Annotated in this window: 10 protein-coding genes; 3 read left to right on the forward strand and 7 right to left on the reverse strand. The window is 38.7% G+C overall.

The genetic code is table 11. The annotated features are described in order from the left end of the window. Positions 1–274 precede the first annotated feature (274 nt). Together nagB and FSZ17_RS21030 are read left to right on the forward strand one after the other, a co-directional pair. Entirely contained in the window at positions 275–1,000 is a 726-nt protein-coding gene (gene nagB / locus FSZ17_RS21025; protein WP_057776345.1) for a glucosamine-6-phosphate deaminase, read from the forward strand. A 273-nt stretch (positions 1,001–1,273) separates the two neighbouring features. Beyond that, positions 1,274–1,981 carry an N-acetylmuramoyl-L-alanine amidase gene (locus tag FSZ17_RS21030; protein ID WP_057776344.1) on the forward strand — a complete coding sequence of 236 codons (708 nt, stop codon included), beginning with the start codon at positions 1,274–1,276 and terminating at the stop codon, positions 1,979–1,981. A 348-nt stretch (positions 1,982–2,329) separates the two neighbouring features. Here FSZ17_RS21030 and FSZ17_RS21035 read toward each other — a convergent pair whose 3' ends face one another. From FSZ17_RS21035 to FSZ17_RS21065, 7 genes are all read right to left on the reverse strand, one after another. Next, the gene (locus tag FSZ17_RS21035; protein ID WP_057776343.1) at positions 2,330–2,689 is read right to left on the reverse strand and encodes a phage holin family protein; all 360 of its coding nucleotides are present in this window, start codon (positions 2,687–2,689) and stop codon (positions 2,330–2,332) included. Between the two features lie 118 nt (positions 2,690–2,807). Next, complete coding sequence (locus FSZ17_RS21040) at positions 2,808–3,923, reverse strand: DUF4097 family beta strand repeat-containing protein (protein ID WP_057776342.1); 1,116 nt, start codon at positions 3,921–3,923, stop codon at positions 2,808–2,810. Between the two features lie 83 nt (positions 3,924–4,006). Then, entirely contained in the window at positions 4,007–4,327 is a 321-nt protein-coding gene (locus tag FSZ17_RS21045; protein ID WP_057776341.1) for a magnetosome magnetite crystal formation protein family, read from the reverse strand. Between the two features lie 99 nt (positions 4,328–4,426). Continuing rightward, on the reverse strand, positions 4,427–4,771 hold the full coding sequence (locus FSZ17_RS21050) for a hypothetical protein (RefSeq protein ID WP_057776340.1): 345 nt from the start codon (positions 4,769–4,771) through the stop codon (positions 4,427–4,429). A gap of 174 nt (positions 4,772–4,945) precedes the next feature. Continuing rightward, entirely contained in the window at positions 4,946–7,825 is a 2,880-nt protein-coding gene (gene uvrA / locus FSZ17_RS21055; RefSeq protein WP_057776339.1) for an excinuclease ABC subunit UvrA, read from the reverse strand. Positions 7,826–7,832: 7 nt separating this feature from the next. Beyond that, positions 7,833–9,812 carry an excinuclease ABC subunit UvrB gene (uvrB, locus tag FSZ17_RS21060; protein WP_057776338.1) on the reverse strand — a complete coding sequence of 660 codons (1,980 nt, stop codon included), beginning with the start codon at positions 9,810–9,812 and terminating at the stop codon, positions 7,833–7,835. 919 nt (positions 9,813–10,731) lie between these two features. Further along, positions 10,732–11,409, reverse strand: coding sequence for a GntR family transcriptional regulator (locus FSZ17_RS21065; RefSeq protein WP_057776337.1), 678 nt, complete (start codon positions 11,407–11,409; stop codon positions 10,732–10,734). 397 nt (positions 11,410–11,806) lie between these two features. Here FSZ17_RS21065 and brnQ point away from each other — a divergent pair, with 397 nt between their 5' ends. Continuing rightward, on the forward strand, positions 11,807–13,159 hold the full coding sequence (gene brnQ, locus FSZ17_RS21070; RefSeq protein WP_057776336.1) for a branched-chain amino acid transport system II carrier protein: 1,353 nt from the start codon (positions 11,807–11,809) through the stop codon (positions 13,157–13,159). Positions 13,160–13,258 lie beyond the last annotated feature (99 nt).

Genomic DNA, 13,258 nt, shown 5'->3' on the forward strand with positions numbered 1-13,258 from the left:
AAAGCTCAGTTTTGAAAATGCAATTTTGTTGTTGATTGGAGTGGAAGGCGCGAGCTCCTCGAAAATGCTAACGCATTTTCTTCGTGCGGTGATTATTCTAGGAAGCTTATTCAATGTCCTGCGGGAAAAGCGAGTCAAAGGGAGACCCCGCAGGAGCGATAGCGACGAGGAGGCTTCCGGACCGCCCGCGATCGCTAAGTGCCTGCAGCGGAAATCAACAGGGAAGTTTAACATAGCCATAGAGAAATAACAGCTGATTTTTGAGGAGGAAATAATGAAAATCATACGAACAGCCAACTACGAAGAAATGAGTACAAAGGCAGCACAGTTCATGCTGGATCGAATCCAGACGAATCCTGAGTTAAAGCTCGGTTTAGCAACTGGAGGCACACCAAAGGGCGTTTATAAAAAGCTTATCGAAGATCATAAACAAAACAATACGACATATAAAAACATCATAACGCTTAATCTTGATGAATACATCGGCATCGATTCTAGTAATCTGAATAGCTATCATTATTTTATGAAGGAACAGTTATTTGACCATATTGACATTCCTTCAACACAAACCCATCTTCCAAACGGGACAGCGAAAGATTTACTTGAGGAATGCTCACGCTATGAGTCTTTATTGAAAAAAGTCGGAGGAATTGACCTGCAATTACTTGGCATCGGAGAAAATGGTCATATTGGCTTTAATGAGCCAGGAACACCTTTCGACAGCACCACACACCTCATTGAACTTGAGGAAAACACGAGGCAGGCAAATGCGAGATTTTTCGATACCATTGAAGAAGTACCGACTCACGCGATTACGATGGGCATCGCTTCCATAATGGCTAGTAAGGAAATTTTGCTGCTTGCTTCAGGCGAGGCAAAAGCTGAAGCGATCCATAAACTTATCAATGGTGCAATCGATGAATCATTTCCTGCATCCGCACTAAAGCGCCATGAAAATGTTACGATTATCGCTGATGAAGAAGCATTAAAACTTTTATAGAAAGCAAAAGAGATGGCTAATAAAGCTGTCTCTTTTTTGTGTGTAAAAATGAAATTGTCTACGGATTCGTTGAGCAAGCCTTGATGTACGAAGTGATCACCTGCCCAGCGAAATTAAACCGACGACATTTTACATACAAGGTTGAGAGTGGATACTTAGGATTATTTTTCGTTTAAATACCATGTCCTATATTAAAATCGATTTATATGATAAAGGTGAGTAAGCTACTAATAATCGATTGTAATAAGTTAATCATTTGAAAGGAGTGGTAGTATGAAAATTATGCTTGATGCCGGCCATGGTTATCATACAGCTGGAAAACGATCTCCTGATGGTCTGAGCGAATATGATTTTAATAGAGCAGTCACTGATTATGCCAAGAGGTCTCTAGAAAACTATGAAAATGTAATAGTTTATTTTGCGCATTCAGACGAACGAGACATTCCCCTTAAGGAACGAACGAATAAAGCCAATCAGCTTAAGGTCGATTCCTATGTGGCCATCCATGCAAATTCCTTCGGGTCAACCTGGAATAACGCAAACGGTATCGAGACCTATATACACCCCAATAAACCAAAGGAAGCCTATGAGCTCGCTCAGAAAATCCAGCATAATCTTGTTATTTCAACAGGATTAAATAATCGAGGTGTTAAAACAGCTGATTTTCATGTCCTTCGCGAAACGAATATGACAGCCGTATTAGTTGAATGTGGATTTATGACAAACCGTAATGAAGCGGAACTATTACGCTCGGACACGTACCGCAAGACATGTGCTGAAGCCATTGTAAAAGCTCTTGTTGATCAATATAAGCTAAAGAGAAAAACTAATTCCAAAATGCCACCCGCTTCAACAATAATCCCTGCCAAAACTAGTCTATATAAAGTCCAAGTCGGTGCCTATAAAGATAAGAAAAATGCAGATGAGCTGGCAGAAGCCTTGCAAAAGCTTGGATATTCATCCTATGTCTATTATGAATAGGCTTTAGTTTATAATGATTAATGCTTAATCATTATCTAAAACAGAAAAAGGAGAATTACCGGGGACATTGATTACCTCTTTTTGTTACCGTGTATTCGATATTTGAAAGATTTCGGGCTCATTGATTGCTTCTTTGTTACCGTTTTTCCCAATATTGAAGGATTATGGGTTCATTGATTATCTCATCATTACCGTGTATCCGATAAATGAAAAACTTCGGGTATATTGAAGAACTAAATTCTCCTCCTTTCACGCCTAGCAATAAACACACTTTAATAACAAGATTCTCTAAAATAGCTTATCAATAAGAAGAGGTCAGCACGTAAATTGTGCTGACCTCTTCTCCAGTTACTTCTCCTTAGATCGTTCAAAAATAGCTTTTTGAATAATAAGATTGGCAACAGACATGATGAACGCCACTAGAATAGTGATTCCAAAGCTTGAAATTTCAAAAGATTTCCCCATAATATCATCGGTAATGCGCAATGTAAAAGCATTGACGACAAACAGGAATAGCCCCAATGTTAGGAACGTGATAGGCAATGTTAAAATAATCAGTATCGGGCGAACAAGGATGTTTAAGATCGAGAGGATGGCGCTTGCTCCAATCGCTGCTCCGAAACTCGATACGTAAAATGATTCATCTAAAAACCCAGCTATTGCTATGAAAAGAATAGCATTTATTAATATTCCAACGATCCATCTCATGATAAGAGCACCTCTATTTTCGGAGGTGGGAAGTTAGACGCGGGATTCTATTTCCCTTTGTTTCTAACTCGAATCCCACTTTGAAGATTAACTATTATTATATACTATTCGCTTCTAATTATAATTCAACTGATTTTGATTTATTAATCTGAATGGACCCTGTTTTTGTGTCTGCAACCAGCCTTAAGGAATGATTAGACTCCTTCACTGATTTAAAGCGAAGAACCTTTTGGATCACATCACTTTTATCCTCAATAATCTGAATCCCATCCAGGTTCACATTTAGACTTCCGATATTTGTCTTTAATTCCCCGTTAACTCCAACATGATTTGGCACCTGTAATTCGATTTTTCCAGTTACTGCTTTTGCCTCGATAAAATCGCAGTTCTCCTCGTTAACCGTACAGAAAATATCACCATTAAAGGACTGAAGATCTACTTTTCGATAGTCCCCATCGATATGAATGGCACCATTAAGCGTCTCCGCATCAATATGTTCAATACTACTCTTTTGAATAGAAATTTGACCATTAGCCGTTTCAGCTTCTGTATACTTACTTTTAATATCTTGAAAAGTAATCTTTCCATTCGCTGTTTTTGCTTTATAGCTTTCTACATGTAAATGATTGCTCTCAATAGCCCCATTAAAAAGACGAATTTTAATTTGATCATATTCTGTTTGTGGAATATACATGACGGAGTCAACCTTCATCCATTTTTGAGTTGTCCCAAAGCGCATCTTTTCACCAACAATTGTGAAATTGACATCATTCAAAAAGTTTCTTCTTGCCTCTTCCTGAGTTTCCACGCGGTAAACCTTCGCCTTGCATTCAATGCGGACATCCTTTTGGCCCCAAGGGATCACTTCAACCTTTCCATTTGCTACGTCAATGTCGATATCTTTAAAGGAAACATCCCCTTGTTGGAAAATATGTGTGATCTCCACAGACTGACCAAAATTAAAATCCAAATCTAAATCCTTTATTTTTTTGAATGCAGTATCAACAAAGTCAAAAATTTTATCCTTTGCCGATTGAAATTTATAATTGAATGGATCTTCTTTTTTCGCTTCTTCAAATTTTACTGTCGTTGATAACTCCTGAAAAAGCTCTTCCTTCTTAACCTCGGCTGTTTTACTTGTTTTTTCGAGCTCCTCCAACAAAAAGAGAGCTTCATCCACTGATAACTTTCCATCTTCAACCATTTTAAGTATTCGTTTACGTTCTCCCTGCATGATAATCCCTCCATATAAAATTTATATTGATTACTAATTACAATAATGCATTCCCTAATACTTCATTTACGAATTCGTCATACTTAATATGATTCATTTGTAAAAATCTTGATCCCCTTCACGATATTCCAAACCGCAACAATAAGGCATAAGAGTATGGTAATGATGACGCTGCTTATAAACAGCATCGGCACCTCTGTTTGGTTCATCACGATCTGAGTAATGGCTGAATAAACGACAACAGGAAATGGTACTAGCATAATAAGTTGTGAAAGGAGTGCCTTTTTTGCATGGTACTTCGTCTTTTTATCTTCTGTTACAAGGAATACGACTAACGGAAACAGAATCCCTGCAAACAATACACTTAAATAGCTTAAACTCGAAAGTACCCTATTCGTTTCCACTTTCATCAGCTCCTTACCCAATCATTACGAAAAATGGAATAGAAAGGTTTCATATAAAAAACAAAAAACCGTCTTTTTTGACGGCTTCAATGGGTAAGCTTATCTATAGGCAGCTGCCAAATCAATATTTGGCGCTTCCTTTCTTTTTACTTCATCAATTTTATTGACAAACATTTGAAATACTTTTCTTTTTTCATCCAGATCTTTTATGTACTCTTTCAGCTCGTTAAATTTCTCTTCAAAGGGCTTATGGTAATTTTCACGAATCGTTTCGATTATTTCTTCGTTCACAGTTGATTGAATCACTTGCTTAGTAATACCATACTTATATTTATAAACCTTCAATTCTCTCATTACATCTTCATACTCATGAGTAATCTGTTCAAGAACCTTTGAAATATCCTCTCTCCACTCGTCTAAAGATTTTTCCAAATACGCTTCCAATTTAACCCTCCTCAAAATGTTTTCCACCAATCGCTATAGTTCTCCTTAGCGAGATTATAACTTAATTGATTTACACCAACATTTCTATTAGATTACATTGCGTTATCATCGGGATTCTCTTTTTCACACAGAAAAAGCAGCTCCGAACAATGACGGGGCTGCTTACTAAAATATCTATACATTCGTTACAGTAGCTTCTTTTTCTTCAATTTCCTTTTTCATTCTTAAGCGATCTCGCTCTAAAATTGGTTTTAAATATTTTCCAGTATAGGATTCAGGGGTTTCTGCCACTTTTTCAGGTGTTCCAGTAGCGACAATTGTTCCACCTTTATCTCCACCTTCTGGTCCGAGATCAATGATATAGTCGGCAGCTTTAATGACATCCAAGTTATGCTCAATCACTAAAACGGTATCCCCGTTTTCAACGAGTCGCTGAAGGACAATGAGCAATCTTGAAATATCGTCTACGTGCAAACCAGTTGTCGGCTCATCAAGAATATAAAGCGAGCGTCCAGTTGAGCGGCGATGTAATTCTGAAGCGAGCTTAACGCGTTGGGCTTCACCACCGGAAAGCGTTGTAGCAGGCTGACCTAGCTTCACATAGCCAAGGCCGACATCATCAATGGTCTGGAGCTTACGGCTTATTTTTGGAATGTTCTCGAAAAATACCACCGCATCTTCTACAGTCATATCTAGAATTTCAGATATATTTTTGCCTTTATACTTAACCTCAAGTGTCTCTCGGTTATAGCGCTTTCCATGGCACACTTCACATGGAACATAGACGTCAGGCAAGAAATGCATTTCAATTTTTATAATTCCATCTCCACGGCAGGCTTCACAACGGCCACCTTTCACATTAAAACTGAAACGGCCCTTTTTATATCCTCTAACCTTTGCTTCATTCGTCGTTGCAAAGACATCACGAATATCATCAAACACGCCTGTATACGTAGCTGGATTTGAACGAGGAGTTCTTCCAATTGGTGATTGGTCAATATCAATGACTTTATCCAAATGCTCAATTCCTTTAATTTCTTTATGCTCACCAGGCTTTGTTTTCGCTCTATTCAGCCTTTGCGCTAAGGCTTTATGAAGGATTTCATTTATTAATGTACTTTTCCCAGAGCCGGAAACACCTGTGACAGCCGTGAAGGTTCCTAATGGAAATTTAACGCTGACATTTTTCAGATTGTTTTCCTTTGCCCCTTTAATTTCGATAAACCGCCCATCATTTTTACGGCGTTCAACCGGAAGTGGGATGAATTTTTTTCCAGATAAATACTGGCCTGTTAAAGAATTAGGATCATCCATTACCTCTTGTGGAGTTCCAGCAGAAACAATTTCTCCGCCGTGGACTCCCGCACCCGGACCAATATCGATTAAGTAATCTGCTGCAAACATCGTATCCTCGTCATGCTCAACGACAATAAGCGTATTTCCAATATCACGCATATTCTTCATTGTATCGATTAAGCGATCATTGTCCCGTTGATGAAGACCAATTGAGGGCTCATCCAATATATATAGCACACCTGTTAATCGAGAGCCGATCTGAGTAGCGAGTCGAATCCGCTGCGCCTCTCCGCCTGAGAGAGTTCCTGCTGCACGGCTTAATGTTAAATAATCAAGCCCGACATTCACTAAAAACCCTAAACGCTCTTTGATCTCACGGAAAATAAGATTCGCGATTTTCATTTCTTTTTCTGATAAATTTAGTTGATCAAAAAATTTGAAGGCTTCTTCTATCGATAGCTCAGTCACCTTTCCAATGTGCTGGCCAGAAATGAGAACAGCAAGTGTTTCCTCTTTTAAGCGATAGCCTTTACACCCCGGACATGGCTGCTGGGCCATATACTTCTCCATTTGCTCTCGGATATAGTCCGAGCTTGTCTCCTTATAGCGGCGCTCCACATTACGGATGACGCCCTCGAATTCTACCATTGTCTCTCTTACTTGTCCGAAATCATTCTCGTAATGGAAGAAGATTTTTTCTCCATTCGAGCCATATAGAATTTTATCCAAAAGATTCTCTGGAATATCCTTAACAGGAATATCCATGTCAATTCCATAGTGGGTACAGATCGCCCCAAGAAGCTGCGGATAGTATTGTGAAGTCGTTGACTCCCATGGAGCAATGGCATACTGATTTAATGTTAATTCTTGATTAGGTATCACTAAATCTACATCGACTTCAAGCTTTGAACCAAGCCCGTCACAGTGGGAACATGCTCCGAATGGGCTGTTAAATGAAAACATCCGCGGCTCAAGCTCGCCGATAGAAAAACCGCAATGCGGACAAGCGTGATTTTCGCTAAATAATAGCTCTTCTTCTCCGATTACATCAATGAGAACCTTGCCATTTCCAAGCTTCAAAGCCGTTTCAATCGAATCGGCGAGACGCGAGCTAACGCCATCTTTTACAACAATCCGGTCTATAACAACTTCAATGGAATGCTTTTTATTCTTTTCCAGCTCAATTTCTTCGCCAAGGTCATGCATGTCCCCATCAATGCGGACGCGGACAAAGCCTTGCTTCTTGACTTCCTCTAAAATTTTTACATGTGTTCCTTTTCTTCCAGATACGAGTGGTGCGAGGACTTGAAGCTTTGTTCGTTCCGGGTATTCAAGAATACGGTCCACCATCTGTTCTATCGTTTGTGAAGAGATTTCAATATTGTGATTCGGACAGGTTGGTCGCCCAACTCGCGCGTACAATAATCTTAGATAATCATATATTTCTGTTACAGTTCCAACGGTCGAGCGCGGATTCCGACTCGTCGTTTTTTGGTCGATCGAAATAGCTGGTGATAATCCTTCGATCGCATCCACATCCGGCTTATCCATTTGACCAAGGAACTGCCTTGCATACGCAGATAAAGATTCAACATATCTGCGCTGTCCTTCCGCATAGATTGTGTCAAAAGCGAGCGAGGACTTTCCTGAACCGGAAAGCCCCGTCAGCACAACTAGCTTATCTCGCGGAATGGTGACATCAATATTTTTCAAATTATGTGCTCTGGCGCCTTTTACTATTAATTTATCCATCGCCATGTCTACGTCATCCTTCCGCTTTCAACTCTAGAATTAAATCACGAAGCTCAGCTGCACGTTCGAAATTGAGTGCTTTGGCTGCTTCCTTCATTTCTTTTTCCATATCTGTAATAAGCTTCTCGCGCTCTTTCTTATTTAGCTTGCTCATTTTCGCTGAAGCATTGTATTCTGTCTGATCTTCCGCTGCATGTGTAGCACGGATAACATCTCTGATTTCCTTTTGAATCGTTTGTGGTGTAATGCCGTGCTTTTGATTATATTCTTCTTGAATAGAGCGGCGGCGTTTCGTTTCGCTAATCGCTAACTCCATTGAATTTGTGATTTTATCTGCGTACATAATGACATGCCCGCTTGCATTACGGGCAGCACGACCAATTGTCTGAATAAGCGAACGCTCAGAACGCAGAAAACCTTCCTTATCCGCATCTAGTATAGTCACAAGTGAAACCTCTGGAATATCAAGCCCTTCCCTTAATAGGTTAATCCCTACTAGAACATCGTATGTTCCAAGACGCAGCTCACGAATGATTTCAATCCGCTCCAAAGTTTTTACCTCAGAATGCAAATAATTCACTTTAATGCCGATTTCCTTTAAATAATCCGTCAAGTCTTCAGACATTTTTTTCGTCAAGGTCGTTACAAGGACACGTTCATTTCGTTTGATTCGTTCTTGAATTTCATCAATTAGATCATCAATTTGACCTTCAATTGGACGAACATCAATGGTTGGATCAAGCAGACCTGTTGGACGGATGATTTGTTGAATCATTTCAGGGGTGTGCTCAATTTCGTATGGCCCAGGGGTTGCAGATACATAGACAATTTGATTTATATGCTCTTCGAATTCATTGAACATTAATGGACGATTATCTAATGCAGACGGAAGACGGAAGCCATGCTCGACGAGTACAGATTTTCGTGCCTGGTCGCCATTGTACATTCCTCGGATTTGCGGCAATGTAACATGGGACTCATCAATGACAATAAGGAGATCTTCAGGAAAAAAGTCCAGCAGCGTATATGGAGTCGAGCCTCCAGGTCTTAAAGTCAAATGCCTTGAGTAGTTCTCGATTCCTGAACAAAAGCCCATTTCTCTCATCATTTCCAGATCATAGCGGGTTCTCTGCTCGAGACGCTGAGCCTCGAGCAATTTGTCCTGCGATCTTAGATCCGTAAGCCGCTCTTCCAATTCCTTCTCAATGTTTTCAATGGCTACCCGCAGCTTTTCTTCACGGGTTACGAAGTGTGATCTTGGAAAAATAGCCACATGATCGCGATCTCCTAGAATCTCACCTGTTAAAGCATCCACTTCACGAATACGGTCAATTTCATCGCCGAAAAACTCCACGCGAATACAGTGCTCATCCTTGGAAGCAGGAATAATTTCAACAACATCTCCTCGTACTCTGAACGTACCGCGCTGAAAGGCAATATCATTTCTCTCATATTGAATATCTACCAGTCTGTGAAGAAGCTGATTTCTTTCCATCTCCATCCCTGTTCTAATAGATAATACAAGTTCCCGATATTCTTCTGGAGATCCTAAACCATAAATGCAAGAAACACTGGCAATAATGACAACATCTTTACGTTCAAACAATGAGGATGTCGCCGAGTGCCGAAGCTTATCAATCTCATCATTAATACTTGCATCTTTTTCAATAAATGTATCAGTCTGCGGTACATATGCCTCCGGTTGATAATAATCGTAATAGCTGACGAAATATTCAACCGCATTGTCAGGAAAAAAATCTTTAAACTCACTATATAGCTGTCCAGCTAGCGTTTTATTATGAGCAATGACAAGTGTTGGCCGATTGACCTCTTTGATGACGTTAGAGATTGTGAACGTCTTCCCGGTTCCTGTCGCTCCTAATAAAGTCTGATGCTTCTTGCCTGAGTTTAACCCTTCTACAATTTTTCGAATGGCTTCCGGCTGATCTCCTTGAGGTGAATACTTTGAGACTAGTTTAAATTGGTCCTTCATTAAAAAGCCTCCCGATTAATTTTCTCTATGGCTCAGTTCATTACTATTATTTAACAAAGCGTTCTCTATAAAAACAAATCAGCCTCTACTTGCAATATCAGGACCTGATGTATACTGATTTGTCATTTTTTAACTAAAACTCATACAAACATTCTACCACAAAGACAGGAAAACAAACCACTAATATACGAACGAATATTCGTTTTTTTTAAAATTACCCAGACTTCCCCTAAAAAATAGGTTAATTCCTTTTGTTAGTAAGTGAAAATTATTTCTTGAATGAAAAAAGTTAATCAAACGATTGATTGATAGGAATCGAATAGATACTAATCAAACGATTGATTAATTTATGGATAGGATAGATGTTAATCAAACGATTGATTGATTTAGGAATCGAATAGATACTAATCAAACGATTGATTAATTTAAGGATAGGATAGATGTTAATCAAACGATTGATTGATTTAGGAATCGAATAGATACTAATCAAACGATTGATTAATTTAAGGATAGGATAGATGTTAATCAAACGATTGATTGATTAATTTAGGAGTCGGATAAATGTTAATCAAACGTTTGATTAACTCCCCAATTTCATATATAAGTAACAAAAAACCTGTCGATGCATTAATTTCGACAGGTTCTTTGTTATCGCAGATTAACGGGCAGTAAGACCCCCACTTCAAGTTTGTGAGAGAATCAAAGAAACCTAAGTGGGGGATCAACTGCCCGTAAAGGCCCGACGACGGACACGATGTCCTAGTCAGGCGAAAGCCACAGGACGTGGCGTTTTGAGCGTGATTGGTTCAACTAACCATCAGTGGGGGATGAAAGCCGACTAAGAACGCCACGTCCTGTGGCAACGTCGGCACTAGCACGTCCTGTGCGTCGAAAAACCCTCACTGATGGAAGTTTCACTTTATTCTACTTCGTTGTTTTTTCCTTGTTTTGCATAGTAAATATCAATTGCATTAATCACATTCGATTTGGCAATGCGGGCTGCTTCTTCTTTATTATTCTCTTCAAATGCCCTTAAAATAGCTTCATGCTCATCAATAGAGTGTGGAGTAAGAAAAATCGAGTTATGAAAGTATAGGCGTCGAACATGTGATTGAAGGGTTGACACAGTACTGGCAATATAAGAATTCTCAGTCACATTCACAATATTTTGATGAAACTCCTCATCTAGCTTCAAGGCAGTATAAGAATCACCCGTTTCTACTGCCCGAGCAAACATCGTGTTAATTTCACGCAGCTTACGAATGGTTTCTTGACTAATAATAGGTGCTGCAAGTTCAGTAGCTAAAGCCTGCAGTACTCCTAATGGGGGTAAAATTTTTGAAATATCCTCTTTGTTTACTTCCGTAACTTGAGTCCCCACTCCCGGATACATTTCGACAAACCCTTGAAAGCTAAGTAACTGCAAAGCTTCTCTAATCGGTGTACGGCTGACACCTAAAGCTTGTGCAAGATCCGCATCATTCAGCTTTTCTTTTGGATGCAATGTCCCGTCAATAATCCATTCTAGTATTTGTGAAAAGGCACGTTTTTTTGCTGACATTCGAGTTGGAGTAGAGTAATTAGTAGGTATCGGCATGCTAAGACCCCCTTGTACAAAAACTACTTAAATAATGATTTTATTATATTGAACTAATAATACAAATACAATATATTACATAAAAACACAATCCAGGGGTTTCAACTCTCTCGATTATATTAATATTTTTATATAATTTTATTTTCAGAAATATATTGCATAAGTATAGTTACTGTGTTATATTTTGCACATCAAAGGTTTATATTTAGGAGGTTCAAAAATAATTGAATAATAAATTCCTATGAATTTTTTTGCACAAAGATATTTTTTTATTCGGATTATTCTAGTAGTAGAATAACTTAAATATTTTGATAACTTAGAATATTAACTGCATTATAGGAACTCTCTTATCAGAATCGCAGTTAATCACTTATTAAAATTATTGGAGGTATTTTTTATGTCATCAAGAGGGTCATTTTCATTTCTTATTGCGGTTGGCTTTATGCTATTTGCTTTGTTTTTCGGAGCGGGTAACTTAATTTTCCCAGTTATGCTCGGGCAAATGGCTGGAGAAAATGTTTGGGCTGCTAATGCTGGATTTATCGTAACTGGTGTTGGTTTGCCATTACTTGCTATTCTAGCTTTAGGTTTTTCAGGCAAAAGTGATTTACAATCATTAGCAAGTCGCGTACATCCAATTTACGGAATTTTCTTTACATGTGCTCTTTATTTATCCATTGGACCACTATTCGCAATTCCTAGAACAGGTACAGTTTCTTTTGAAATCGGAATTAAACCATTCCTAGGTGAGAACGCTGGTATCATGCCAATGATCATCTTTACCATTATCTTTTTCGGAGTAACATTATTCTTTTCATTAAAATCTTCTAAGCTTGTTGATATTGTAGGAAAAATTTTAACGCCATTATTGCTTATTTTTATCGGAATTCTTATTGTAACAGCATTTGTTAACCCAATTGGAGAAATTCAAGCACCTACTGAAGCTTATATGTCAAATGCATTTTTTAAAGGCTTCAAAGAGGGTTACTTGACGATGGATGTTCTAGCTGCCTTTGTGTTTGGCATCATTATTATCAATACGATGAAGGAAAATGGCGCAGCGACGAAGAAGCAAATCATGACTTCTACTATGAAGGTAGGTTTCATTGCAGCAGGACTTCTAGCTATTATTTATACATCACTTGCTTATATGGGCGCAACGAGTGTTGAGGGAATTGGACAATTGGAAAATGGCGGCGCAGTGCTTGCTGCTGTATCTAGTCATTATTTCGGATCTTTCGGCAAAGTCATACTTTCTGTCATCGTTATCGCAGCTTGCTTAACGACAAGTATCGGTCTTATCACTTCATGTGCGTCTTATTTCAATAAAATAGTACCAAGCATTTCTTATACTAAGTGGGCTGTCATCTTCTCTGTATTTAGCACAGTCATTGCAAATGCTGGTTTATCAAAATTAATTGCATTTTCGGTTCCAGTTTTAGTAGCATTATACCCATTAGCTATTTGTTTATTAGTCTTAACCTTCCTGCACCCTCTTTTCAAGGGAAAATCAGGTGTTTATAAAGGAAGTATTCTATTCACTGCAGTTGTCAGCATTTTCGACGGATTAAATGCAGCTGGCATTCAAATTCAGGCAATCAATGAATTATTTACGAACATCCTTCCTTTATATTCAGTGGGAGTTGGCTGGCTCGTTCCAGCAATTGTCGGCGGATTGATTGGCTATGTATTTAGCTCGGTTAAGAAAGGAAGCTTTCAGGCTTCACAGGTTAATGAAAAATTAAATTAATATGATACTCCAAATTAAATATGAAAAGGCGTTTCTTCTTTAGCATGAAGAAACGCCTTTTTTATTTCTCCTCGTTTGAGGACTATTCTTTTCCTTTTG

Origin of the sequence: Cytobacillus dafuensis (assembly GCF_007995155.1) — a bacterium.
Taxonomy (GTDB): domain Bacteria; phylum Bacillota; class Bacilli; order Bacillales; family Cytobacillaceae; genus Cytobacillus; species Cytobacillus dafuensis.